Below are 25,558 nucleotides of genomic sequence, written 5' to 3' on the forward strand. Positions count from 1 at the left end.
TTTATTCTTTAAAGTCTCTTTAATATTGAGTTTTTTAAAGTATAATTCATTTCAGAGGCAGCTTCTAAAATTTGCATTCTTAATTCATGAGAAACACCTTCTTTATCATTTAATGCTATAGAAACGGCATTAATAGAAATGTTGAGTTTATGGGCAATATCTTGCATAGTGGTATTTTTCGACATTATTTTCACCTCTTTTATCAAGATTATAGCATCTATTTTTATTTTCAACTATAAGTTTCAAGTAAAAGAATTCGTTTTTCAAGTAAATGGGAATTGTTTGAAGTCAAGAATATTGAAATAATAGTATTAAGGAAAGGGGTGCATTTGAAATGAAAATAGGTAAAAAATTATTAGTCTTATCTTTGTCGTGTTTGATGATTATGTCTCAATTCAATCGAGTCCATGCTAGCGAGGAATTAACAGGAAGAAATTTAAAGCAAAGATCATTAGAAGTTGTAGAAAATATGCCAAATATATCAAGTCATTATAAAATTCTTGATTGGGCAAAAAGAGGGAAAGATTTAAATGATTTTGTATTTGATTATACAGCAACGAATTTTGATAAAAAAACTGAATTTTCAGTAAAAGAAGGAAGAACATTCTCAACAATTTATCGAGATGATAAATATGGTGGGTATATGATTCCAGCATTCTATGGTGAAGATAGACCATTAAGAAGTACAGAGAAACATGATGGTGAAGATGATCAAGAATCTATTTCTGTAACAAGTGCTTTAATTGTTGCATCATTATTAGGTATTAATATGAATAAAGAATTACCTAAGGAATTAAAAGGAAAAACAACAATAGAAGGTGGTTATGAAATTAATACGTATCTTGATAATGCTTTGAAATATTTTTGGAATGGTGATAAGGGAAATGTATTTACTAATGTTCCAAATGGATCTGAAAGTAAACTTCAGAATATGGAAAATGTTTCTAATGCTTATGGAGATTTTTGGTATTTATTAATTGCTAATCAGAATTTTTATCGATTAGCTTACTTAAATCCGGATTGGAAACCTGAAGAAGTATTGAAATTACAAGAAACAGTTGCAGATCGTATGATTGATATGGTTGATGTTTTAAAACAAAAATATCCAGATGATTTGTTTAATATTCAATGTTTTGATTTTGAGAATATGGAAGCTGTTAAGGGATGGCATCAACCAGATGCAGCGGTTGGAACAGGATGTATTTTGTATTATTCTGGCTCTGTGTCAAGAGTGGAGGACAAAGGAATAACTATTGAAAAATAGGGATTCCTTTTTTCGTATCTTTGTAAGTAAAAGAGTAAGAATAACCAAGATGTAAAAATATGCGTTTTCTTAAATTGTAGAAATATCTGAAACCATATGCATTTCTTTTGATAAGTTTGATTTTATTGTTCATACCCTCAATAAAGCCATTATTGAAACTTGTCTTATATGAGCCTGTTCTTCTTTTATAAATAGTTGTATAGGAAAGTGAACACAAAAGAGGAATAAACCATTTCTTCCTGAAGTTCTTTGCAGTTATAAGATAATAACTGTTTTGAGTATCAAAGATATAATCAAGCCATCTGTTTAATTCATTTTTATAATCATCATGTTTCTCATGAATAAGTTTTAAGAGATTCTGATAGATTTCATAGTTGTCAAGCATTTCCATAATAATGAGAGAATCAAACATAGTATTATGATGACAGTTATCCTTGTTTCTTCTTTCGCTGAGAGTGTAAAGATAGTCAATATATGAAGCACAGGTAAAATATCTTTTGAGATGAAAATCATACCATGTTTTGTCATTATCCAGATCTTTTTTATATTTATAGAATAATCTCAAATTTCTTTTAATGGATTTAGCTAAAGGCTTGTCACGAAGGAAAGAACAAGCATCAAGTCTTGACTGTATGAAATTCTGACCAGCAAGTCTTATATAATGGAATCTGTCACATATGATCTGGGCATGAGGAAAAAGAGAATGCATAATACAGTAAAAAGAAGAAGAGAGATCCATAATAATGAATTTTACTTTTTTTCTTTCATGGAAAGGAAATCTAAGGAAATAGTTTCTAAGGAAAGAAGCTTTTCTATCTTCAATAATATCAAGAGTTTTACCAGTGATAGGATCAACGATATTGAAAGCATAAGTTCCTTTATCGGAAGTTGCCTTGAATTCATCAATGGAGATAACAGAGGAGAGATGATAGAACCTGTCAGGGATATGAATATTTTCATTAAAGATACGATATATTGTATTTTTACCAAGACCATGCATTCTGGAGATGGAAGCCATAGAATGATTTTCCTTCATTTCAAAAAGAGCAGACTGAACATTAGGGACAGTTGCTTTTCTGTTGTCGAACTGGAAAGGAATATTTTCAGAGAAATAGGAAGAACAGTCTTTACAGATATAACGGTGATAGGAAACGACAAGAACGACAGGGATAGAGCCAAAGGAGAAATGTTTAAGTTCGATAGATCTCAAACCTTTAGAGATATGATGGTTAAAGGAAGCACAGTGAGGACAGACAAGAGGAGCGACAGGAGACTGAAGATGAATGAATAAGGTAATGACACCATTGGAATCAGGAATTTTTTTAATACAGGAAGAAGAATCCATAAAAGGTGCAGGGACAAAAAGATGAGAAAAAACATTAATTTGTAGAATTTCAAGAATAACATTGATATAATCAGTATTGGACATAATATATAACCTCCTAGAATTTTGGTAGCACATAAATTTTATAGCAAGGTTATAGTTATGTCTATTTTAATATAAAATAAAACTGAAAGATTTATTTAAATCCTCCAGTTAAATTATAGAGCCTATTTTGTATTATTCTTATAAAATATTTAAAGATAGTCAACCTCAAAAAGCTGCTCAATATTTGGAATATGCTCAATATTGTATGGATTATTTACAAAACTTAACCGCAAATCCTTATTATGAGAATATGCTGATTGATGCTGTTTATTTAGCTGCAATGATGAATGCTGAAGTGGGAACAAATTATGATATTTCTAAGTTTTGGAATTGGATTACGTCAAAGAGCGGAAGTTCAGTGAGAAATTGGGGAGGAGTGAATTATACTCAAGATGGTATTGATGTTTATGGAATGACAGGAGAACCCAATAATGGTTATTCATATTTCTTCAATTCTATCTATCCAATGACATCAATTTTACCAGCTGCTAAATATGATCCAAGTTATGCCAGAATGGCAGGAAAATGGGCGATTAATATTACGAATGCTATGAAGTATTTTTTACCTAATGAATGGAGTGAGGATCACCAAACAGATGGCGATTATATAGGGAAAACAGAAGCCAATGTTCTGGCTTATGAATCACTTAGAAAAAATAGTAATGGAAAAAACTTCTATGCAACAGGAGATACTAAACAGAATGCAACATCTGGTTGGATGGCAGGAGAAAATACAACAAACTTTGGATTGTATGGTGGTTTTTATACTGGATTCTTAGGAGCTTTGGTAGAGGAAACGAATGTTGAAGGGATTTTAAAATTAGATTGTAATAAAACAGATTATTATCAGGATGATATGTATGAGACATATTTATACTATAATCCATTCATGGAAAGTAAAGATGTTGAAATTGATTTAGGGCATCAATACTATGATTTATATGATTCTGTTTCTGGACAATATTTAGCTAAAAATGTAACTGGAAAACAAACACTAAAAATGCTTGCAGATTCTGCTAGAGTCATTGTTTTAACTAAGCCTAATAGTCAAGTTGAATATGATGGGAACACAACAAGGATTAACAATAAATAAGTTGCTCATTCAACTGCAGAAGTTCTTCCTGATCAAGGAACAGAGTTGATACAAAATGTAGCAATTGAAGGTTTAAGTGAAATCATGCAAAGAGGACAAGTGACATCATATCAAGTTCTTCTTACATCTTCTACAAATATTATGGATCCAAGAGTGATTTGGTCAGTTACTGACATCAATGGACAAGAAACAGATAAAGCTACAATTACAAGTGATGGAGAGTTGACAGTTAAGAAAAATGGACAGATAAAAATTTTAGCTAAAACAATAGATGGTAGTGGAATAGTTGGAGAAAAGGTTGTGACTATTTCAGGACAAACTTTAGCAAGTCTATCTCAAGATAAACCGACAGTGACTTCCTCAGTAGGAGATAATCATCCTGGAAGCTTTGCTGTTGATGGTGATGAAACAACACGTTGGATAGCTGATTCTGGTGAAAAAAATCCTTGGATTTATGTTGATTTGGGTACACAAGCAAAAATTGATTTGATTGTTTTGAATTGGGAAGATGCAAGACCACCACGATATGTTGTAGAAGTTTAAGATGACAAATCCAATTGGACTGAAATTGCAAGAGTAGAAGATGAAGGAAATTCAAAGAAAATTGTGAGATTACTAATGGATGAAACGAAACTAGGGCGTTATGTCCGTATTTATGCGAATGAGAAATCTAAATATGGTTGTTCATTGTATGAATTTGATGTTTATGGTAATTATCAGATAGAAACAGAAGTTTCTTCAATTCTTGTACTGAAAATCAGGTTGATAAAATTACAACTAAGAATAGACCATTACAAATGTATGCAGAAGTTTTACCTGATACAGCAACTGATAAGAGAGTAGAGTGGAGTGTCACTGATATGGAAAATCAGGAAACAAAACTTGCTGAAATAACATCTTCGGGTAAATTAACTCCATTTAAAAATGGAAAAGTGAAAGTTGTAGCGAAAGCAGTAGATGGTAGTCATATTCAAGGGGAAAAGGTTATAACACTTGAAAATCAAGATAAAGAAAATCTTGCATATCAAAAGCCGGGATTTGCTTCTCATGCTGAAGGTGCAAATCCATTGCAAGATGCTTTTGATGGGAAAATTGATACACGCTGGGCTTCTGGGCAACAAAGTGATGACCAATGGATTACAGTTGACTTAGGTGATGTTTATCAAGTGAATAAAGTTGTCTTGTACTGGGAGTCATATGCTTTGGAATATAAAATTCAAGGTTCAATGGATAACAAAACTTTCTATGATTTATATGTTGAAAAATCAGGACAAGGAAATATTGAAGAGAAAACATTTGATGCCAAACCAGCACGTTATGTGAAAATGCAATGTGTAAAAAGTAGTAGTCAGTATGGAAGTTCATTATGGGAATTCCAAGTGTATGGCGACCATTATGAGAAAACATATGTTGATAAAATTAATATTTCAACAGAATCGGGTCAAAATACAATAACCGTAAAAAATAAACCGCTACAGTTGATTGCCAATATACAACCCGTTGATGCGACAATCACGACAGTTGAATGGGCGGTTTATAATCAAGATGAGAGTGTTACTGATTTAGCGACAATAACTAAAGATGGCAAACTAGTTCCAAAACAAAACGGCATAGTAAAAGTCGTTGCACAAGCAACCGATGGTAGTGGAATCAAAACAGAAATTATGATTACAATAACTGGTCAGGATGCTAAAAATATTGCATTCCAAAAGACAGCTACTGCTACAAGTCAAACCGATAGTAATGATGCTAACAAAGTTACCGATGGAAAAACCAATACACGTTGGGCTGCCCAAAATAACGATAATGAATCTATAACTATTGATCTTGAACAACCTTGTTATCAAGTTTCAATCCTTTGGGAAAATGCTTATGCAAAGGGATATAAAATTCAAGGCTCTTTAGATGATCACAATTATTTTGATATTCATTATGAAACAAATGGACAAGGATCATTAGAAAATATTTATTTTGATACAACACTTGTGAAATATGTAAAAATGCAAGGAATCAAAAGAGCAATTGGTTATGGATATTCTATTTATGAATTTGAAATATATGGAAAAGCATTAAAAGAAGATCTTGAAGTCTTCTATAATGCCATTGTAAATACAGATGCATCCTTATATACACCTAATAACTATCATGCTTTTCAAGATATATTAAAACAAGCTGATATTATTTTGAAAAAAGAAGATGCATCAGAGACTGATGTTACAAGTATATTAAAAAAACTTCATGAAGTTTACGAAGCACTTATTTATAGAGCGCAAACTGATCTTTTAAAGATTGAACTTGATAAGGCTCAGACTATAAAATCAGAACAATATACACCTAGTAGTTTTAAAAATTTACAAATGGCTTTTGAACAAGCTACAAAAGTTTATCGAGATCAAAATGCTACACAATTACAAGTTGATGAGGTATGTCAACAATTAAAAGAGGCTATAAGTCGATTAATAACAAGAGGAGATAAGCAAAAACTTGGAAATTTATTAAAAGAAGTTAATCAATTGAATCAATCTCTTTATACTGAAGAATCATTAAAAGGATTAATGACAGCTAAAAACAATGCTCAAAATATTTTTAACAATCAAGATGCTACTGAACAACAAATTCAAAATATTTATCAGGAACTCAAGAGTGCCTATGATAATCTGATCCAAAAACCATCAATTGATGTAAAACCAAATGAAGTGATTATTTCAAGTGTAGATCAGTCTGTTCATATTTCTGGAGCATTACCAAAAAATATCCAGTTAGAGTCATTTATTCTTAATCAAAAAGAAATGATGAAAGTATTCAAAGAATTACAAAACAAAAATCCGGAATTTTTTAAACGGGCAACATTAGAAAAAGTTTATGATCTTCATTTGTTCTTAAAGGGAGAAAAATATAATTTAGACGAAACAGTAAAAGTTGCTATTCAGATAGATGATAACTTACGTCATAAAAATTTAGAAGTCATATATATTGATGAATCTGGACATATTCATAAGTTAGATTCAGTAAAAGAAGGACAATATATTAATTTTGAAACAACTCATTTTTCACAGTATGCTATTGTTTCATATAATCAAATAGACAGTCAGACAGTTATTCAAGAGCAAGTGAATACAAGTGATCAAACACAATTCATTACATATAGTGGGTTATCATTAATATCAATTATAGGAATTTATATTCTTTTGAAGAATACCAAAAAGAAGTATAATCAATAACTTATCATAGAGATACATTATGTATCTCTATGATAAGTTATTGTATTTCAAGTAAAAAGTCTGTTTTTTCAAGTAAATGAGAATTGAGATTCAAGTTAATGACTGTCATACTAATGATAGATATCATTTTACATATGAAGAAGTAATTCAAAACTACCTCAATTTAAAACTCCTTCATATGTAATGAATCTAAAAATAGCTTTACAGGATAAGGAGAAGTCAAATGTTAAGAAAAGATTTTTTATGGGGTGGAGCAGTGACTGCTCACCAAAGTGAAGGTGGATATACAGAAGGTGGAAAGATTCCTGCGGTTTGTGATTTAACATCAACAGGAGAATTTTCAGATTTTAAAGATGGTATAGATGCTTACCATAGATATAGAGAAGATTTTGATTTGTTTCAAGAAATGGGATTTAATGCTTATCGTTTTTCAATTGATTGGTCAAGAATGATGAGTGATGAGAATACTTATAATGAGGCAGGTTTTGAATTTTATGACCAGTTTATTGATGCTTTGATAGAAAGAGGAATGGAACCTATTCCCACTCTCTATCATTTTGAAATGCCAGTGGAGTTATATGAAAAATATAATGGATTTGCGAGTCGAAAAGTTGTTGATATTTTTGTTGAACTATGCAAAAAGATTGTAGACAGATATGCTTCTAAAGTTCATCATTGGATTATTTTTAATGAACAAAATGGAATTTTACAAAAAGGACCTAAAATGTTTTTTGGAGCAGTTTACCCAAAAGATGTCAATCCTCAAACTTTTGATAATCAAATTATGCATAATACATTAATTGCACATAGTTTGGTAAATGAATATATTCATTCAAAGGGTGGAAAAGTTATGGGGATGGCAACGGTGGTTCAAAGTTATCCTGAAACATGTCATCCTTTAGACACATTAGAAAGTATGAAAGCACAAAGTGAAGCTTATGTTTTTCTAGATGTCTTTGCAAGAGGACATTACAATTCTTATTATTATGCAAATATGAAAAATGAAGGAACTATGCCTGAAATACAAGAAGGCGATTTGGATATCTTGAAGAAAGGAATGACTGATTCGTTATCTATTAGTTACTATATGTCTACAATTTCTCATTATGGTGAAGAAAGTTTAACAAATGTGAATGATGTTGTTATTAAAAAGAATCCTTATTTAGAAATGTCTAAATTTGGATGGACAATTGATCCTATTGGTCTAAGAATTACATTAAGACAACTTTATGATCGATATGAAATGCCTATCTATATTGTTGAGAATGGTTTTGGATATGATGATCAAGTCAATGAAAATGGTGAAATTATTGATGATTATCGTATTGATTATATGCGAAAACATATTCAAGAAATGAAACTTGCGATTGAAGAAGGTGTGGACTGTCGTGGATATCTATCATGGGGACCAGTTGATATTTTAAGTAGTCGTGCTCAAATGAAGAAACGTTATGGATTTATCTATGTAAACAGAGATAATGACGATCTTAAAGATATGAGAAGAATAAAAAAGAAATCATTTCATTGGTTTAAACATGTTATTGAAACAAACGGTGAAGAGTTATAGAAATTATATGTTGTATGGGTATGAAGTTGTTAAACTATAGAAAAGAGTACTGAAGGGAGAATAATGATATGAAAATAACAATGAAAGATATTGCAAAAAGATTAAATGTTTCTATTAATGCAGTCTCCATAGCTCTTAATGATAAACCAGGAGTAAGCGACGAAATGAGATTACAAATATTGCGTACCGCAGATGAAATGGGATATATTAATCAAAAGAAACAATATCTTTCTATATTTTCTAAGTCTAATATATGTGTTTTAATGCAAAGTTATTATGCAAATACTGGGCATTTTTATTCAATTGTTTTATGTTCAATTGTTGAACAAGCAAAGAATTTTGGCTATTTTTCAATATTAAATTATTTTGAAGATAATGATTTTCATATGCCAGAATGTATTGTAGATAGGAAGGTTGCTGGAGTTCTTGTTGTGGGAAAGATTTCTGATAGTCATTTAAAAGCATTAAAAAAGGTTGGGATTCCAGTAGTTCTTGTTGATTTTACATCTTTAGGTGATCCATGTGATTGTGTTTTAACACATAATCGTCAAGGTGGATATATGTTGACTGATTATGTTGTGTTAAAAGGATATAAGACAATAGGATTCTTTGGTGATTTGGATTATTCTTTTAGTTTTCAGGATCGATTTATGGGATATAAACAAGCACTGATTCAAAATCAGATTGTGAGTTCAGAGGAGGTAGATTCATATATAGAGGAACATTCATTTCTTCATAATATAGAAAAATATATTTTAGCAAATGAAATTACTGAAATTGTGAAAATACTGAAATCTAAAAAATTACCAGAAGTTTTAATTTGTGCGAATGATTCAAATGCTTTTGCAGTGATTTCTGCATTAAAAGATATGGGATTGAAAATTCCTGAAGATATTGGAGTGACGGGATTTGATGATACACCCCTTTGTGAAAAAGCAAATCCACAAATCACAACTGTGCAAGTACAAAAAGAATTAATGGGGCAAGTGGCTGTCTCTAACTTGATGGATCGAATTCATCGTAAGGAGAATACTCCGATGACACAACTATTAAGTGTAAAGATTGTCGAAAGAGCATCTTTAAAGTTGTAATGACTTTAAAAATGTTCTTTTTTAATGCAATTCAAGTAATTGTGAATTGAAATTCAAGTAAAAGTAAATAAAAATAGGATTATAAAGTAAGCGCTTTATAATTGGAGGGAAGGGAAATGACAAAAAAATTAAGTAAAATCATTTTAGCGATGACATTATTTTTAAGTCTTATTTTTGGACAAGGGAATACTGTCCAAGCGGCTAGTCAAACTGTTTTAACTGGTCAGGAAGCCATCGCAACAATCAAGACAAGACTTAAAGATTATTTTTTAGAACTTGATACAATTGATGATGGCTCAAAAGTAGAAACATGCTATGTAAGTAAAGCAGAAGATTATTTAAAGCTTATTCAAGAAGATGGCAGTTTTGCAGATGTTGATTATGATGCGCATAACAATGCAGCCAATGGAGCAGCATGGTCGCCTTATCTTGCATTAGATAGATTACAGGCAATTGCGATTGCTTATCATAAAGAAGGAAATTCTTTATATCATAGTGATGCTGCTAAAAATGGTCTTGATAAAGCTATCAAAAATTGGGTAACACATGGAAAGAGAAATGGTAAACCTGATGGACCATATTCTTCAAACTGGTGGGAAAATGAAGTTGGTGTTCAACTCCGTTTCTCAAGAATTGGTTTGTTTATGGAAGATATTATGAGTGATGAAGCGTTTAATATTATTTTAACAAAGTTAGTTGAAAAAACACCTGTTAAATACGGAACAGGTCAAAATAATTTATGGTTTGATCAAAATCATGTTTATCATGCTTTATTGACAAAGAATGAAACACGTTTAAAAGAAATGGTTGATGATTACTTAAATTATTGTTTATCTACACAATTAGATGATAAGACTGCTGAAGCAGTACAGATTGACAATAGTTTCTATATGCATGGAAAACAGTTTTATTCTAATGGATATGGAATGTCAATGTTTAGAGATATGAGTTTTTGGATTTATATATTGCGTGAAACACAATTCTCAATTGGACAGGAAGTTGTTACAAGAATGGGCAATTATATGCTTAATGGAACAAGCTGGACAATTAGAGGTGATATTATTGAATTGTATTTAGGATATCGTCCATATAAGTTTGATGTTGGTTATCAAAATTATGCTGAAGAATATATTGAACCTTTAAAAAGAATGATTACTGCTGATCCAAGTAGAGCAAATGAATATCAGAAGGTTTTGAATAACATTCAAAATCCAACTGAATCTAATGGTAAAAATGGTAATTATTATATGTGGCGTTCTGGATATGGAGCACATATGAAAGATGGCTATGGAGTCAATATTAAAATGGATTCTAAGAGTGTCATTGGTGGAGAATGGCGTGGTAGCTGGTCAGGACAACCTGATGGTGGAAATCTCATTTACTGGAGTTCTTCAGCATCATCAACAGTAACAGTAGATGGTGATGAATATACATCAGTTTATCCAACTTTTGATTGGGCACATACACCAGGAACTACAACTCCAAATAGAATACCACCTGATTATACCAATTCAGGAAGATTAACAAATGGATCAACACATATGATTGGTGCTTCTAATGGTCAATACGGAAGTATATCTTATGTGATGAATAAAAAAGAAACTCAGGCAACAAAAAGTTATTTCTTCTTTGATGATGAGTTTGTAGCATTGGGAGCTGGAATTAATTCTAAAGAATCAACAGCGATTCATACAACATTGAACCAAAGTAAAGCTAATCAAGTCACAGTGGATGGACAAACAGTTCCAACTGGTACAAAAGCAGGAAGTTATACAGGAAAATGGATTCATAATGATAAGATTGGATATATTTTCCCTAAAGAAACAGCATTTAAAGTAAGCAATAGACTTCAAAAAGATAATCCATCTTTATGGAAGGAAGCAGAAAAGGAAGCAACTCCAGAAACATTTACAGCATGGGTAGACCATGGTGTAAAACCAGTTGATGAAAGTTATGAATATATTGTTTTACCTAATAAAACAACTGGAGAAGTTGATACTTATTCAAAGAATATCCCTATTGATATTTTGGCAAATACGAAGGATATTCAAGCAGTTCGTCATAAAGATCTTAATATTACACAAATTAATTTCTATAAGGCTGGATCTTTAGAGTATAAAGATGGTTATACAGTCAGTGTAGATAAAGCTTGTAACATTATTATTGACGAATCTAATGGAACAAGAAAAATAACAGTTGCAGTTAATGATACTGAAGATAGTAAAGTAGTTAATGTTGATTTTTTTTATGAAGGTCAAGAAACAACAACGAAGTTTGTTTCAAAAGGTTTACCATATGCAGGACAACCAATCACATTAACTGAAGGTCAGGATGATCGTTATTTAGCGAGCAGTTCAACAACTGGACATCCAGTTAAAAATGTTATAGATGGTAATGAATCAACATATTGGGAAAGTCAAGGAAGTAGTGATGAATGGATTTCTATATTCGCTGGATCAGGTAAATATATCAATAGTATTGATGTTGTATGGGGTGATAATTATGCAACTCAGTATGATGTTTATGGTTCAAGTGATGGTATAAATTATAAAAAAATTAAATCTATAACAGATGGTCAGGGAAATACAGAAAATATAACTATTGGTGGTCTTTATAAATATATAAAGGTTGCTATGAAGAATAGTCATGGAAGTCATTATCAAGTTAAGGAAGTGAAATTTCACGATTCTCAATTACTTTCACTTAATAAAACTGTTGAGGTAAGTTCTACTTCTACCAATGATCCAGGAAATGTAAAGGAAAATGCAGTCGATGGAAATACCAATACGAGATGGTCTTCACTGAGAAAGGAATCTGGATTTGATAAGCAAGAGGAATGGATTAGTGTAGATTTGGGTAGAAAAGCGCGTATTGATGCGATAGAAGTATTATGGGAAAGTGCATGTTCTAATGATTTTACAATTGAAGTTTCTAATGATAATGAAACATGGACAACTGTTCAACAAAATTTAAAACCTGATTCATCATTAAACAATCAAATTGTTTTAGATAAGTCTGTAGAAGGCAGATATGTACGTATTCATTCATATGCTTCTGCATCGAAATATGGAATTAGTATTTTTGAACTAAGTATTTATGGTCAAAATTTGAGTCGAAATATTGCTTTGAATAAAACAGCGGATAGTAGTTCGGATTATAAATCTGACACGGTGGTTGCAAAAGCAGTAGATGGTAATACACAATCGAAATGGTCATCAGGAAGAAAAGACCCTGGGTATGAGACTCAAGAAGAATGGATGAGTGTTGACTTAGGACAAATTTCATATATTGATGGTGTGAAAATTGATTGGGAAAGTGGATGTTCAGAGAATTATAGTATTGAAGTTTCTAATGATAATGAAAATTGGACAACTGTTAAAGAAAGATTGAAATCAAATACTGTCGCAGCAAGTGATAAACATTTTATTGATAATGTTATGTTTGATGAGACTTTAGAAGCAAGATATATTAAAATTCATTCCTATTTTTCTAGAACTAAATATGGTATTAATATTTGGGAATTAGATGTTTTAGGTGAAGTAAAAGATATACAAGAGCCAGATGTTGAAGAAGAAATTAATATTGCATTGAATAAAACTTCAAAGGCAAGTTCAGAATATTTGGATACTAAAGATGGTAATAAGGTTTATTATTCATCATTAGCATTTGATGGAAATTATGATAAAGTTGGTTCTAAACAATCAAGATGGGCATCTAATAGAAAGACAAATGATGAATGGATTTATGTTGATCTTACAGACACATATAATATTTCAAAGATTGTCTTAGATTGGGAAGAAGCTTGTGGAAAAGACTATGATTTACAAGTTTCATTAGATGGTGAAACATGGACCACTATTACCAAGGTGAGAGATAATAGTGCTCCTAAAGGTTCAAAACATAACGTGAGAGAATATCTTTATGAAGAAGATATTTATGCAAGATATGTCAGAATGCAAGGGATTGCTCCAGCAGGAGAGTATGGTTATTCACTATGGGAGTTTGAGGTATATGGTGATTTAGTAAAACTTGAAGATGTTAATATTGCTTTAAATAAGCCATCAACAGCCAGTAGTGAACGTAAGAATCCAGTCACAGGATTTGTATTAGAATCAAAATATGCATTTGATGGAAGTACTGAAAATAGAGGAGATAATTTCCAATCAAGATGGGTTTCAACAACAAGAAAAGATAACCCAGGTGTCAATGTTGATTCACAATATATTCAAGTTGATTTAGAGGATGTCTATAATATTTCTAAAGTTGTGCTCAATTGGGAAGGTGCCTGTGGAAAAGAATATAAGATTCAGGTTTCTGATGATGGTCAAACATGGACAGATATCAGTCATGTCACTGATGGAAAAGCTGGTATCAAGGAATTCACATATGAGAATTCAGCAGTTGGGCGCTATGTGAGAATGCTAGGTATTGTGCCAGTTGGTCAGTATGGATACTCACTTTGGGAATTTGAGGTTTATGGTCTCACACTTAAGTCAGAACTCAAAGAATATTATGATGAAAATAAAAATATCGATGTTTCTAACTATACACCAAAGAGTGTGGCAGCATATCGTGATGCATTAGATCATGTGGTTGAAGTCTATAAGAATAAAGATGCAACATCTTCACAGATTATAGATGCTAAACAACAATTGAAAGATGCAATTGATGGATTAACATTAAAGGCAGATAAGAAAGCACTTGAAAATATTATTAAGAAAGCTAATGATATATCTACTGATGTCTATACAGAAAAGACAGTCAAAGTCTTGAATGAAGCGTTAAAAGATGCAAAGAATGTTTATGCTGATGAAAATGCAACACAAAAACAAGTGACAACAGCAGTTTCAGGTTTACAGAAGGCTATTGATGGATTGGTGAAGAAAGCCAATAAAGATGCATTGATCAAGGAAATCAAGAAAGCCGAAGCGATAGATAAGAATCAGTATACAAAAGAAACAGTCAAAGAACTTGAAGCCGCATTAAAGAAGGCTAATGACATCAATAAAAATGTCAATGTTTCACAGAGTGAAGTTGATAAGGCTGTAAAATCATTACAGGCAGCAATCAAGGGATTAGAGAAGAAAGATGATCCAGTAATCAATGTACCAGATGAAGATAAAGTTATCACAGTCCATAACAACAATAAGGATGTCACAGTAAAAGGACAGTTACCAAGAGATATTCAATTGATAGCTGAAGTGTTAGATGACAAGCAAATTGAAGAATTGATGAAAAAGATTGAGAAGCAAAACTCAGAATTCTTACAAACTGCTCAAATAGAAAGACTCTATGACATGAAATTCCTGTTAAATGAGGAAGTCTATAGATTTCAAAAAGAAGTTGAGGTATCATTGACAATTGATGAAAGCTTGAAAGATAAGCAACTTGGAATCATCTATATAGATGAACAAGGTAACATCACAAAGATACCATCAAGAGTAGAAGGAAATAGAATTATCTTTACAGCTGAACATTTCTCAACATATGGAATTGTATCATATGGAGAAGAAAAGAAACCAGAAACAGGAGATACAACATCTACGGGAATTTATGTAGCTATAATGTTAGGAATGTTAGGGTTAGGATATGTCCTATTAAAAAAGAAAAAAGAGAATGATATTTAACATGAAAAGAAGACTTATTATTATCAATGGATAATGATAAAATCTTCTTTTCTTATATTTTTTTGTTTTTGATAATGTTATAATACATGGCAAAGGAGAAAAAGATGATAAATGATATTTTAAAATATAACCAAATGTTTGTGAAAAACAAACTATACGAGCCTTATGAAACAACGAAATATCCAGATAAAAAATTAGCTATTGTGACATGTATGGATACACGTTTACTTGAACTGTTACCTGCTGCTCTTGGTATTAAAAATGGCGATGCAAAAATTATAAAGAATGCAGGTGGTGTTATTTCACATCCTTTTGGAAGTGCAGTGAGAAGTTTATTGATTGCTATTTATGAATTAGGTGTAGAAGATATTTTAGTGATTGGACATACGGATTGTGGAGTTCAACATATGGATAGTCAGCAGATGTTAGTAAAAATGCAAGAAAGAGGTGTATCTTCGGAGATTATCGAGACTATGAAATATTGTGGGATTGACTTTGAACAATGGTTATCAGGCTTTCTCAATGTGAGTGAATCTGTTTGGCAAAGTGTACAATTATTACAGGAACATCCATTAATTCCATGTGATGTGAATATTTATGGATATGTTATGGATTCTGTGACAGGTGAATTAAAAAGTATAAATATTGAAAATGGTTAGTTTCTATAACCATTTTTTTAGTGCAATAATTTCCACTAGGTAGAAGAAGTTTCGACTATTCATATGAAAGCGAATACATAGTATGATATGAATGTACAAGAAAAGAGATCTCATCAAAGAAAGAGAAGGAGGAAAGAATATGAATAAAATATTAAATTTTGTTGAAGAAAAACTAGCACCACCATTAAATAAAATGGCGAATCAGCATCATTTGAATGCTGTCAAAAATGGGATGATGGTCACTGTACCATTAACAATTATTGGAAGTCTGTTTTTGCTTGTTCCCAATATTCCAATAGATTTTATTAAATCATTTTTTGAACCTTATGCTGCTATGATTACAACTGTTAATAGTGTAACGATTGGGATTGTTGGTTTAGTAGGAGCAGCAAGTGTTGCATACTATTTTGCAGAAGGATATACAGATATAAAAATTGATGCTTTAATTACTGCCATTATTTCTGTTGCTGCTTTTCTTTTAATTACTGTGAATGAAGAGTTTGGCATCAATACAGAACTATTTGGAACAAAAGGTTTATTTACAGCCATTATTGTGGCTTTGCTAACAGGAACAATTATGCATTTTTTCCAAAAGAGAAATCTGGTTATTCATTTCCCTGATACAGTTCCTCCATTAGTATCAAAATCATTTATGTCTTTAATTCCAGCTTTAGCTGTTTTGACATTGGTGTGGATTGTGAGAGTTATATTAGGTCTAGATGTTAACCAAATCCTAATGAATTGTTTTTCACTATTTGTCTTCGCATTGAATACATTACCTGGATTCTTAGTTTTTATGTTTATTCGTTCTATGTTATGGAGTGTGGGAATCCATGGTGGGGCAGTTCTTGCTGTTGCAGATCCATTCTTCTTAACAATGTTTGGAGCAAATGCTGCGGCTTATGCTGCTGGAACATTGCCTCCATATATTACAGCTAGTGGATTTACTATGTTTGTTTTCCTGGGTGGAGGAGGAGCCACATTACCACTTGTCATGATGATGATTCGTTCTAAAGAAAAAGGATTTAGTACTCTTGGAAAATTATGTTTACCAGCCAGTTTATTTGAAATTAATGAGCCTGTTGTCTTTGGGGTTCCTCTTGTTATGAATCCATATATGATGATTCCTTATACACTTACAACATTAACGTTATCTGCAGGAACTTATTTATTAATGATGCTGAATATTATTGGGAGACCAGTTGCTAATATTCCTTGGACAATTCCACCTATTTTTTCTCATTATTTCGTCACTGGTGGAAATATTCCTGCATATACTCTCGTTAATCATTGCTGGTGCTATTTATTACCTATTCTTTAAAGCGATGGAAAGACAACGTTTATCAGGTGAATTAAGTGGAGGTATGAATGATGAATAAAAATTTAAAAATTGCGATTGTTGGAGCTGGGAGTTCTTATACTCCTGAATTAATTGAGGGATTGTCTCAACATCGAAAAACATTACCAGTAAAAGAGATAGTTTTGTTAGATATTAATGAAGAAAGACTAGGCATTATGGAAGGTTTTGTTAAACGTTATATTCAACATCTCAATTATGATGTGAAGGTTTGGAGTACAACATCAAGAGAAGAAGCCTTTACAGGAGCAGATTTTATTTCAACACAAATTCGTGTGGGTGGAAATAAAGCACGTATTAATGATGAGAAGATTCCTTTAAAGTATGGTTTGATTGGTCAAGAAACAACAGGAGTAGGCGGTATGTTTAATGCATTGAGAGTCATTCCAGTCATGATTGAAATTGCTAAGGATGTAGAAAAGTATTGTCCAGATGCATGGATTATTAATTACTCAAATCCAACAGGTTTAGTGACTGAAGCATTAAATAAGATCTGCAATGTTAAAATTGCTGGATTATGTGCTGGTGGAATAAGACCAAGATGGTGGGCATCTGAGGCATTGGATGTGCCAGAAGAAAAAATTTATTATGATTATTTAGGTTTAAATCATATGAATTTCACATATCATATGACAATTGATGGAAGACCAATCACAGATGAAGAATTTAGTCAGGTGATCAAGAAATGTACAACTGTATCTCAGGAATGGATGGAAACATTGCATCTAATACCAAGTCAGTATACACAATATTATTTCCATACCAAAGAAAGAGTACAGCAGTTAAAAGAACAGGATAAAACAAGGGGAGAAGCTATTCTAGAATTAGAAAAACAAATCTTTAGAGAATATGCTGATGAGTCTAATAATGATAAACCAAAGACATTAGCCAAACGAGGTGGAGGAGGATATTCCAAAGTCGCTATTGGTGTCATGGATGCCATTTATAATGATACTGGGAAATGGATGGTTATCAATGTTGCGAATAATGGGACAGTCCGTTTCTTAGATGATGATGCAGTTATTGAGACAGCATGTTATGTCAGTAAAAATGGTATGCAGCCATTAACCATTCCTGATTATCCTAAGGCTGTTGTTGGATTAATCAGTGCAGTGAAAACATATGAATCATTAGCAGTAGAAGCAGCGATTACGGGTAATAAAGATATTGCATTACAAGCATTAGTGGCTCATCCATTAGTCAGAGATTATGATATTGCTAAACCATTATTAGAGGAGATGCTGGAAGCACATCGAGATTATCTTCCACAATTTTATAAAAATGGAAAATAAGATGTGGACATATATTGATGAACAAAAGGATGTATTAACAAATATCCTCAATCAAGAAGAAAAGATTCTATCTTCTCTTCCTGATGCATTCATTAATAAAAAAGAAATTATCATTACAGCCTCAGGGTCATCCCTCAATGCAGCAATGCTAGTGAAAACAATGTTAGAAAAGGAAATAGGTTGTTTGATTCAAGTAGAAACACCATTTCAATTAAGATATTATTCACCATTGTTACATCTTCCCCATAAGCATAAATTACTCATTGTTTTATCCCAAACAGGTAAAAGTATCGGAACATTAGAATGCTTACAAATCGCTAAAAATAACTATATTCCTACAATTGCCATTACAGCAGATAATAAGAGTCCAATTGCCATTCAAGCTGATACACATATCAATATGCCATGTGGTAAAGAACCTGTTGGTCCAAAAACAAAAGGATTTACTGCCACAGTCTTGACTCTTCATCTTATGATTATGAAACTTTTCCAATTATCATCACAGTCCATAATCAAAGAATATCATCAAAGCATAAATGAACTCCCTCAAAATATACAACATGCAAAAAAATGGTGTGAAGAACATAATGAATGGGAGAGCAAAAGCAATGAGTATTGTTGGATTTGGAATCAATTATCCAACTGCACGTGAAGGGACACTGAAAATATTAGAGACTATGCAAATTCCTGTAATGAATTTTGATATGGAAGAATTTATGCATGGTCCACATCGTACAATTGTAAATCATTCATATTTGATTATGGTAGAAACAAAAGGTGCTGGAGAAGTCTTAATGAAAAATCTGATTCATTTTGCGAAATCAAAAACAGAAAATCATCTTATCATTTCTACACTCCAAGAAGCCAATCAGCAAACAATTCATATTGGTGAATATCCTATGACTTCATCTTGGTTAAATATTGTTGTCATATTCCAAGTTATATGTACATATTTACCAGAAATCAATGGTATGAATTCATCTGATCCTATTTATGGAGATTTTGTAACAACAGCAGGAACACGTATTGCTTAAATCAGTTTATTAAAACTGATTTCTTTTCACTTGCATCCATAATTTATCTCACTTTATAATATAAAAAAGATGAAAGAAAGGGGTGAAACATATGTCCAATTCAATGACAAAAAGGCAACAACGTATTTTCTTATTATTTCTTGATGGTTTAGAATGTTTGACAAGTCAGAAGTTATCTTTACTTTTAAATGTAAGTAAAAAAACAATCCAAAATGATATTAAAATCTTAAATCAAATGATTAAAGATTTTGCAGAAATACAATCTATACCCTCAAAAGGATATCAATTAAGGATTTATAATGATGAGTTATTGAATCAATTTCAAGAAACTTTTCGTCATGAATGGAGTGACTTTGTTCCTTCTAATCCCTTAGAAAGAGCGTATTATATTTTAGGCTTAATGTTAAAGAATCAAGATTTTATTAAGATTGATGATTTATCTGAATTATTATATATAGAAAGAACATCTATCAGTCGAAGTGTGAAAATTATGCGAGAATGTTTAGAAGTATATGGCTTAGAAATTATTCAAAAAACTGGTAGAGGATTAAAAATTATTGGTAATGAATTTAGATATAGACAATGCATGGCTGAATATATTTATCATAAACCAGATATATTAGTAACAAAAATTGGTAAAAATCAAAAGTTTATGAATGCTTTAAAAGAACTTATTTTTAATGATGGAATGACCATGCCAGAACGTGTTTTTCAAAATTTTGTGATTCATATTCAAGTCCAGTTAGATCGTATAGAAAATCATTGCTTTATTGATTTTATGCAGAATGAAATTGAAAATATAGAAAATGAATATGAGTATTTGGTTGCCAAAGATGTCACTCAGCTTATTAAAAAATATTTTGGAATTGATTTTAATAGAAAAGAAACAGCTTATTTAGCTATTCATATTATTGGTAAGAAGAGTAATTCAACAAGTGCTATTGAAAGCTGTATTAATAATCAGTTGAAGAAAGAAATAGATGATATTGTTCAAAATATGTTAGAACGTGTGAATCATGTTTTTCATGTTGATTTGCATCTGGATATGTATTTAAGAAAAGCAGTTGGTATTCATATACATCCCATGGAAAATCGTTTGAAATTCAATACATATTTAAGAAATCCATTAATTGATTTTATTAAAGAAAAATATTTATTGGCATATATGATGAGTTTAGAAGCATGGAAAGCGATTGCTTTACATAATAATTATGTGAATATTGAAGATGAGATAGGTTATATTGCTATTCATTTTCAGTATGCTTTAGAAAGAAGAAAACGTAATTTATCTAAGAAAAGAGTTTTATTGGTTAATGATTATAGTATTGCAATTAGTGAATTATTGAGTTTTTCTATCTTAAAGACATATCGGGACCTTTTGGTTATTGAAAATACAATTTCAGCAAGTGAACTTGATAATTATAATTTGTTAGATTATGATTGTCTCATAACGACTGTTCCAATCATAACACAATCACATATTCCAATTATTAAAGTCAATCCAATTAGTACAGAAAAAGATTTAGAAATATTGAAAGAATATCTTCATTTTCATATTCCATATTCATTAAAAGATTTTATAAAGAGCGAAGATATATATTATATTAATGTTGAGTCTAAAGAAGAAGTCTATGGGTATATATATCATCAAGAAAAAGAGATTCAAGAAATTGAACTCTCTCATCAGATTTTAATTCATTATGTTAGAGATAATGATAACAGTCATATTGTTATTTATGTGTTAAATAAACCTATTTTATGGAAAAACAAATTTATAAAAGTAATTATTGTTTTATACATTCATATGCATAGTGAAGAGATGATAGAGTGTATACAAAGATTTTTGTCAGATCAAAGAAATATTGATATGCTTATTCAATCATCAAATCAACAAGAAATAATAAACTATATACTTCAGGAGAAAAATACCGAACCATAAAACTCTTATCCAAAATGATAAGAGTTTTATGGTTTATTGTATAACATTTTGTAAATCTATTATTGCTTGATCTATTCTTCTTGATGTTTCCTCTTTACCAAGAATATGAGCAATTTCTACAGCACCACCAGGTGTAAATGATTTGTTTGTTAATGCGACACGAACGGGCCACATAATGCGTCCATTTTTTAATTCTTTTTCTTTTGCGAGATTCACAAAGAATTCTGTCATAGCTTCATCGTTATTAAAATCATCAAAATCAGCAATTCTTTCTTTAACAAGTTCTAAAGCTTCTAAAGAATTTTCAGGATTTGTTTTCATTTTTTTATGTGTATAGATAGAGGCATCAAACGGATGTGCCTGATTGATAAAATCAATACTTTCTTCAACATCAGATAGTTTTTCTAATCTTGGTTGTAATACTTTAGACAATTCTAATAAATCAACTTTTCTTGTTATTGAGTGATAATAAGGCAATAACAATTCATGGAATTGATTAAGAGGCATTTCTCTTAAGTACATTCCATTCATCCAATTGAGTTTATCTATGTCAAAAATAGCAGGTGACTTAGAAATGTGTTCAATATTAAATTGGGCAATGAGATCATCTAAAGAAAGAATTTCTTCATCTGCTGGTGACCATCCAAGTAAAGCAATATAGTTAATAATGGCTTCTTTAAGATATCCTTTTTCTTTTAAGTCCTGATAAGAAGCATCACCATTACGTTTGCTTAATTTATGTGTTTCATCTTTATTGACTGGTGGTAGATGAATATATGTAGGAATTTCCCAATCAAAAGTTTTATAAATTAAATTATATTTTGGAGTACTAGATAAATATTCATTTCCTCTTACAACATGACTGATATTCATCAAATGATCATCAATAACATTGGCAAAGTTATATGTTGGATAACCATCACTTTTTATAAGTATTCCTTCATTTAAAGTCTTGTTTTCTACTTCAATGTGACCATAAACTTCATCATCAAATGAAGTAGTTCCTGTTGTTGGAATTGTTTGTCTAATCACATGAGAGATTCCTGCATCTAACTTATCTTGAATCTCTTGCTGTGATAAATGTAAACATGGATCTTCTCCTTCTAATTCACCTTCACAGAAACAATAGTGTGCACCACCTAAATCAATGAGTTTTTGAGCATACTCATGATAGATATCTAATCTTTGTGATTGGATATATGGACCAACACCGCCATCAATATCAGGTCCTTCATCATAATGAAGACCAGTTTCTTCCATAACTTGATAAATCAAATCAATAGCACCTTCAACTTCCCTTTGTTGATCAGTATCCTCAATTCTCAAAATAAAATCACCATGATCATGTTTTGCAATTAAATAACAGTACAAAGCAGTTCTTAGATTTCCAATATGCATATAGCCTGTAGGGCTAGGGGCAAAACGTGTTCTCATTTTCATATTCTTCTCCTTTACAACTTTAAAAAAAGGTTCTATAATAGAGTATGTGGTTATTGGGGTATAGCCAAGCGGTAAGGCATCAGACTCTGAATCTGACATTTCCTTGGTTCGAATCCAAGTACCCCAGCCAATAGAAAGCAAAGTCGTGAAAGCGACTTTTTTAGTTTTTATCTCTATTTGTCCTTTCTATATATTACCATTTATAGAGTTTTTTTCAATAGTCTTATTATAGAATAATAATCATAGATAATGTTATTTACAAATCGATAATAAATCATGAATATATCTTATAGATTAAATTTCCTGATAAAAGTGGATTCACTAGGCTATAAAAATCAGAAATTTTAGCAGTTATCGATGATTCGATGAATAAAAAAGTTTTGCTGTACCAATTATCTGTTAGGGTCTCTATGATGGTTTCTTTATAGAATATGGTAATGAACGCTTTGGTTTGTTTGAGTCATGGGCAAGATTAAAAAGAACTCATGTGACTTTTGTTGTAGAATTGATTTCTACTAAGACTCTATTTTTAGAAATTCATAATGGAGCAAAGACAAAATATCTTGGAGCTAAAGTATTTGTTGGTAAATACATTATATCATCCCCTGAATGTTGTTTTGCATCAGTAGAAGAAAATTGTATTGATGAAGAAATAAACTGGCAGAAGATTATTTTCTGAGTCTCATCTTAGGATTTTTTTATGTTTAAGCATTGTATGAAAATAAACCAATATTTACATGAAGAAGAAAATATGATATACTTATTTCAATTGAGGAAGGACGTGATGGCTATGTTAAGAAATCATAATCAAAATAGAATAAATAAAATAAAAGTAGTCAATCACAAGTGTATGATTTTAACAGCACAGTAAATAACTACTGTGTTTTCTTATACTCTTGTAATCATTGACACAGGAGGAAAAATGGGAATAAAAATAATAAAAAATAACAAGTTATGGATGGAAGATGAAGCTATTCATCAACTTGAAAATATTGCTTCTTTTGAAGGTGTATATGATATTGCTGGATTACCGGATTTACATCCAGGAAAGACACCAATTGGAGCAACGATTTGTAGTCAACATAGAATATATCCGTTTTTGATTGGAAATGATATAGGATGTGGTATGTCCTTATTTGATACCAATATCAAGTTAAAGAAAATGCATATTGATAAAGTCTTAAAAAGATTAGAACATACAAATCTTGTTGGAAAATATTCTATTGGAGGAGGTAATCATTTTGCAGAAATTCAATTAATAGATAAGATTTATAATCAAGAATTTGCTAATCATTTATCACTTGAAAAAAGTCATGTTTATTTACTTATTCATAGTGGTTCAAGAACTATGGGAGAAGAGATATACCGCCAATATAGCTCAATTCATGGTTTAATAGAAGGGACTGAAGAGTTTTATAATTATCTTCTAAAGCACAATAGTGCAGTTCTATATGCAAAAGAAAATAGACAAGAAGTGGCTAATGACTTTATGAAATTAATTCATATTCAATATAAAAATCAATTGTGTATTGATTGTACGCATAATTATTTAGAAATTATTGATGGTAACTATTATCATCATAAGGGAAGTGTTTCTGCACTTGAAAATGAGTATGCTATTATTGCAGGGTCAAGAGGAAGTTATTCGTATATTGTCAAATGTATACCACAATCTGATACACTTTTTTCGATTTCACATGGAGCAGGTAGAAAATGGGCAAGAAGCCTTTGTAAAGGGAGACTTGAAAACAAATACAAGAAAGATGAGCTTAAAAAATCTAAATTAGGAAGCACAGTTGTCACTCATCATAAATCACTTTTATATGAAGAAGCAACCGAAGCATATAAGAATATTGATGATGTTATAAATACACTTTTAGAATATCAATGTATAGAATTAGTTGTCCGACTTAAGCCTATGGTGACTTATAAATGTTAATTCAGATAAATAGTGGTCAAGGACCAAAAGAATGCGAATATGCGTGTTATATGCTTTATCAAGAACTATTAAAAGAATATTCATCATTAGAAGTGGTTTCAAGGTATGTGAGTGATCAAAAATGTTTGAAAAGTATAACGTTCTCTATTCATGAAGATTTATCTTATTTAGAAGGGACAGTACAGTGGATATGTCAAAGTCCTTTTCGACCACATCATAAAAGAAGGAATTGGTTCGTAGATATATCAATAATAAAGGAAGAATTAAAAATAGAAAATGTAGAGGATATAAAATTTGAAACTTTTAGAAGTTCTGGTAAAGGCGGACAGAACGTCAACAAAGTCTCTACTGCCATAAGAGCTATTCATATACCAACAGGGATATCTGTTGTAGCAATGGATCAAAGAAGTCAATTACAAAACAAAAAGATTGCTTATTTAAGATTGATGGAAAAAATAAATCAAGTGAATTCATCTCACCATAAAAGAATAGACTATCTGAATTGGAATAAACACAATCAAATAGTCAGAGGAAACCCTATCAGAGTTTATAGTGGTATGAAATTTAAAAGAATAAAGTAAAAAAAGGGGCTATAACAATTTGTTA

20 protein-coding genes and 1 tRNA gene are annotated in these 25,558 nt (G+C 31.1%); 18 read left to right on the forward strand and 3 right to left on the reverse strand.

The features are described 5' to 3' along the window. Nucleotides 1-8: 8 nt before the first annotated feature. Entirely contained in the window at nucleotides 9-185 is a 177-nt protein-coding gene (locus tag GQF29_RS11475; RefSeq protein WP_008787474.1) for a LacI family DNA-binding transcriptional regulator, read from the reverse strand. A gap of 149 nt (nucleotides 186-334) precedes the next feature. Between GQF29_RS11475 and GQF29_RS11480 the strand changes: the two genes are divergently transcribed. Continuing rightward, on the forward strand, nucleotides 335-1,264 hold the full coding sequence (locus tag GQF29_RS11480) for a hypothetical protein (RefSeq protein WP_008787475.1): 930 nt from the start codon (nucleotides 335-337) through the stop codon (nucleotides 1,262-1,264). Here GQF29_RS11480 and GQF29_RS11485 read toward each other — a convergent pair. Continuing rightward, nucleotides 1,251-2,693: an ISL3 family transposase gene (locus tag GQF29_RS11485; RefSeq protein ID WP_029158198.1), complete on the reverse strand. Its 1,443-nt coding sequence runs from the start codon at nucleotides 2,691-2,693 to the stop codon at nucleotides 1,251-1,253. The two genes, GQF29_RS11480 and GQF29_RS11485, sit on opposite strands and share 14 nt — an antisense overlap. Before the next feature lie 127 nt (nucleotides 2,694-2,820). On the opposite strand from GQF29_RS11485, the gene GQF29_RS11490 reads away from it, so the two are divergent. The 13 genes from GQF29_RS11490 (at nucleotide 2,821) to GQF29_RS11545 (ending at nucleotide 21,573) form a co-directional block, all read left to right on the forward strand. Further along, a complete protein-coding gene (locus GQF29_RS11490; RefSeq protein ID WP_008787478.1) occupies nucleotides 2,821-3,786 on the forward strand; it encodes a hypothetical protein in 966 nt (321 codons plus the stop codon). Nucleotides 3,787-3,831: 45 nt separating this feature from the next. Further along, nucleotides 3,832-4,329, forward strand: a complete 498-nt coding sequence (locus tag GQF29_RS18875) for a discoidin domain-containing protein (RefSeq protein ID WP_017143901.1) — start codon at nucleotides 3,832-3,834, stop codon at nucleotides 4,327-4,329. Nucleotides 4,330-4,404: 75 nt separating this feature from the next. Continuing rightward, entirely contained in the window at nucleotides 4,405-4,629 is a 225-nt protein-coding gene (locus GQF29_RS11500; protein WP_008787480.1) for a hypothetical protein, read from the forward strand. A gap of 17 nt (nucleotides 4,630-4,646) precedes the next feature. Beyond that, complete coding sequence (locus tag GQF29_RS11505) at nucleotides 4,647-7,007, forward strand: discoidin domain-containing protein (RefSeq protein WP_236916423.1); 2,361 nt, start codon at nucleotides 4,647-4,649, stop codon at nucleotides 7,005-7,007. Nucleotides 7,008-7,230: 223 nt separating this feature from the next. Beyond that, nucleotides 7,231-8,574: a glycoside hydrolase family 1 protein gene (locus tag GQF29_RS11510; protein WP_008787482.1), complete on the forward strand. Its 1,344-nt coding sequence runs from the start codon at nucleotides 7,231-7,233 to the stop codon at nucleotides 8,572-8,574. Nucleotides 8,575-8,642: 68 nt separating this feature from the next. Further along, nucleotides 8,643-9,665, forward strand: coding sequence for a LacI family DNA-binding transcriptional regulator (locus GQF29_RS11515; RefSeq protein ID WP_008787483.1), 1,023 nt, complete (start codon nucleotides 8,643-8,645; stop codon nucleotides 9,663-9,665). Nucleotides 9,666-9,781: 116 nt separating this feature from the next. Continuing rightward, nucleotides 9,782-15,292: a discoidin domain-containing protein gene (locus GQF29_RS11520; RefSeq protein WP_054690132.1), complete on the forward strand. Its 5,511-nt coding sequence runs from the start codon at nucleotides 9,782-9,784 to the stop codon at nucleotides 15,290-15,292. A 104-nt stretch (nucleotides 15,293-15,396) separates the two neighbouring features. Then, the gene (locus tag GQF29_RS11525) at nucleotides 15,397-15,951 is read left to right on the forward strand and encodes a beta-class carbonic anhydrase (RefSeq protein WP_054325614.1); all 555 of its coding nucleotides are present in this window, start codon (nucleotides 15,397-15,399) and stop codon (nucleotides 15,949-15,951) included. 139 nt (nucleotides 15,952-16,090) lie between these two features. Beyond that, the gene (locus GQF29_RS11530; protein WP_236916424.1) at nucleotides 16,091-17,272 is read left to right on the forward strand and encodes a PTS sugar transporter subunit IIC; all 1,182 of its coding nucleotides are present in this window, start codon (nucleotides 16,091-16,093) and stop codon (nucleotides 17,270-17,272) included. A gap of 50 nt (nucleotides 17,273-17,322) precedes the next feature. Beyond that, nucleotides 17,323-18,600 carry a 6-phospho-beta-glucosidase gene (locus tag GQF29_RS11535; protein WP_236916425.1) on the forward strand — a complete coding sequence of 426 codons (1,278 nt, stop codon included), beginning with the start codon at nucleotides 17,323-17,325 and terminating at the stop codon, nucleotides 18,598-18,600. Nucleotide 18,601: 1 nt separating this feature from the next. Next, nucleotides 18,602-19,252 (forward strand): SIS domain-containing protein, encoded by a 651-nt coding sequence (locus tag GQF29_RS18675; protein ID WP_236916426.1) that lies wholly within the window; start codon nucleotides 18,602-18,604, stop codon nucleotides 19,250-19,252. Next, nucleotides 19,209-19,634 carry a phosphoheptose isomerase family protein gene (locus GQF29_RS18680; protein ID WP_236916427.1) on the forward strand — a complete coding sequence of 142 codons (426 nt, stop codon included), beginning with the start codon at nucleotides 19,209-19,211 and terminating at the stop codon, nucleotides 19,632-19,634. The genes GQF29_RS18675 and GQF29_RS18680 overlap by 44 nt, the downstream gene beginning before the upstream one ends. Nucleotides 19,635-19,725: 91 nt before the next feature. Continuing rightward, nucleotides 19,726-21,573, forward strand: coding sequence for a BglG family transcription antiterminator (locus GQF29_RS11545; protein WP_054690126.1), 1,848 nt, complete (start codon nucleotides 19,726-19,728; stop codon nucleotides 21,571-21,573). 33 nt (nucleotides 21,574-21,606) lie between these two features. On the opposite strand, the gene gltX is transcribed toward GQF29_RS11545, so the two are convergent. Further along, complete coding sequence (gene gltX, locus GQF29_RS11550) at nucleotides 21,607-23,013, reverse strand: glutamate--tRNA ligase (protein ID WP_008787490.1); 1,407 nt, start codon at nucleotides 23,011-23,013, stop codon at nucleotides 21,607-21,609. A gap of 54 nt (nucleotides 23,014-23,067) precedes the next feature. Between gltX and GQF29_RS11555 the strand changes: the two genes are divergently transcribed. The 4 genes from GQF29_RS11555 (at nucleotide 23,068) to prfH (ending at nucleotide 25,533) form a co-directional block, all read left to right on the forward strand. Then, nucleotides 23,068-23,143, forward strand: a tRNA-Gln gene (locus GQF29_RS11555). A 321-nt stretch (nucleotides 23,144-23,464) separates the two neighbouring features. After that, complete coding sequence (locus GQF29_RS11560) at nucleotides 23,465-23,692, forward strand: hypothetical protein (protein ID WP_008787491.1); 228 nt, start codon at nucleotides 23,465-23,467, stop codon at nucleotides 23,690-23,692. 243 nt (nucleotides 23,693-23,935) lie between these two features. After that, nucleotides 23,936-24,952 carry an RtcB family protein gene (locus GQF29_RS11565; protein WP_008787492.1) on the forward strand — a complete coding sequence of 339 codons (1,017 nt, stop codon included), beginning with the start codon at nucleotides 23,936-23,938 and terminating at the stop codon, nucleotides 24,950-24,952. Next, complete coding sequence (gene prfH / locus GQF29_RS11570) at nucleotides 24,946-25,533, forward strand: peptide chain release factor H (RefSeq protein WP_008787493.1); 588 nt, start codon at nucleotides 24,946-24,948, stop codon at nucleotides 25,531-25,533. The genes GQF29_RS11565 and prfH overlap by 7 nt, the downstream gene beginning before the upstream one ends. Nucleotides 25,534-25,558: the final 25 nt, after the last annotated feature.

The sequence above is a fragment of the Coprobacillus cateniformis genome (genome assembly GCF_009767585.1).
Lineage (GTDB): Bacteria > Bacillota_I > Bacilli_A > Erysipelotrichales > Coprobacillaceae > Coprobacillus > Coprobacillus cateniformis.

What these genes read in the sequence shown, in the direction of transcription:
- GQF29_RS11475 (WP_008787474.1), bottom strand. Translation starts at nt 185, where the DNA reads ATGTCGAAAAATACCACTATGCAAGATATTGCCCATAAACTCAACATT.
- prfH (WP_008787493.1), top strand. Translation starts at nt 24,946, where the DNA reads ATGTTAATTCAGATAAATAGTGGTCAAGGACCAAAAGAATGCGAATAT.
- GQF29_RS11510 (WP_008787482.1), top strand. Translation starts at nt 7,231, where the DNA reads ATGTTAAGAAAAGATTTTTTATGGGGTGGAGCAGTGACTGCTCACCAA.
- GQF29_RS11525 (WP_054325614.1), top strand. Translation starts at nt 15,397, where the DNA reads ATGATAAATGATATTTTAAAATATAACCAAATGTTTGTGAAAAACAAA.
- GQF29_RS11480 (WP_008787475.1), top strand. Translation starts at nt 335, where the DNA reads ATGAAAATAGGTAAAAAATTATTAGTCTTATCTTTGTCGTGTTTGATG.
- gltX (WP_008787490.1), bottom strand. Translation starts at nt 23,013, where the DNA reads ATGAAAATGAGAACACGTTTTGCCCCTAGCCCTACAGGCTATATGCAT.
- GQF29_RS11520 (WP_054690132.1), top strand. Translation starts at nt 9,782, where the DNA reads ATGACAAAAAAATTAAGTAAAATCATTTTAGCGATGACATTATTTTTA.
- GQF29_RS18675 (WP_236916426.1), top strand. Translation starts at nt 18,602, where the DNA reads ATGTGGACATATATTGATGAACAAAAGGATGTATTAACAAATATCCTC.
- GQF29_RS11565 (WP_008787492.1), top strand. Translation starts at nt 23,936, where the DNA reads ATGGGAATAAAAATAATAAAAAATAACAAGTTATGGATGGAAGATGAA.
- GQF29_RS11505 (WP_236916423.1), top strand. Translation starts at nt 4,647, where the DNA reads ATGGAAAATCAGGAAACAAAACTTGCTGAAATAACATCTTCGGGTAAA.
- GQF29_RS11485 (WP_029158198.1), bottom strand. Translation starts at nt 2,693, where the DNA reads ATGTCCAATACTGATTATATCAATGTTATTCTTGAAATTCTACAAATT.
- GQF29_RS18680 (WP_236916427.1), top strand. Translation starts at nt 19,209, where the DNA reads ATGAGTATTGTTGGATTTGGAATCAATTATCCAACTGCACGTGAAGGG.
- GQF29_RS11535 (WP_236916425.1), top strand. Translation starts at nt 17,323, where the DNA reads ATGAATAAAAATTTAAAAATTGCGATTGTTGGAGCTGGGAGTTCTTAT.
- GQF29_RS11500 (WP_008787480.1), top strand. Translation starts at nt 4,405, where the DNA reads ATGGATGAAACGAAACTAGGGCGTTATGTCCGTATTTATGCGAATGAG.
- GQF29_RS11530 (WP_236916424.1), top strand. Translation starts at nt 16,091, where the DNA reads ATGAATAAAATATTAAATTTTGTTGAAGAAAAACTAGCACCACCATTA.
- GQF29_RS11515 (WP_008787483.1), top strand. Translation starts at nt 8,643, where the DNA reads ATGAAAATAACAATGAAAGATATTGCAAAAAGATTAAATGTTTCTATT.
- GQF29_RS11545 (WP_054690126.1), top strand. Translation starts at nt 19,726, where the DNA reads ATGTCCAATTCAATGACAAAAAGGCAACAACGTATTTTCTTATTATTT.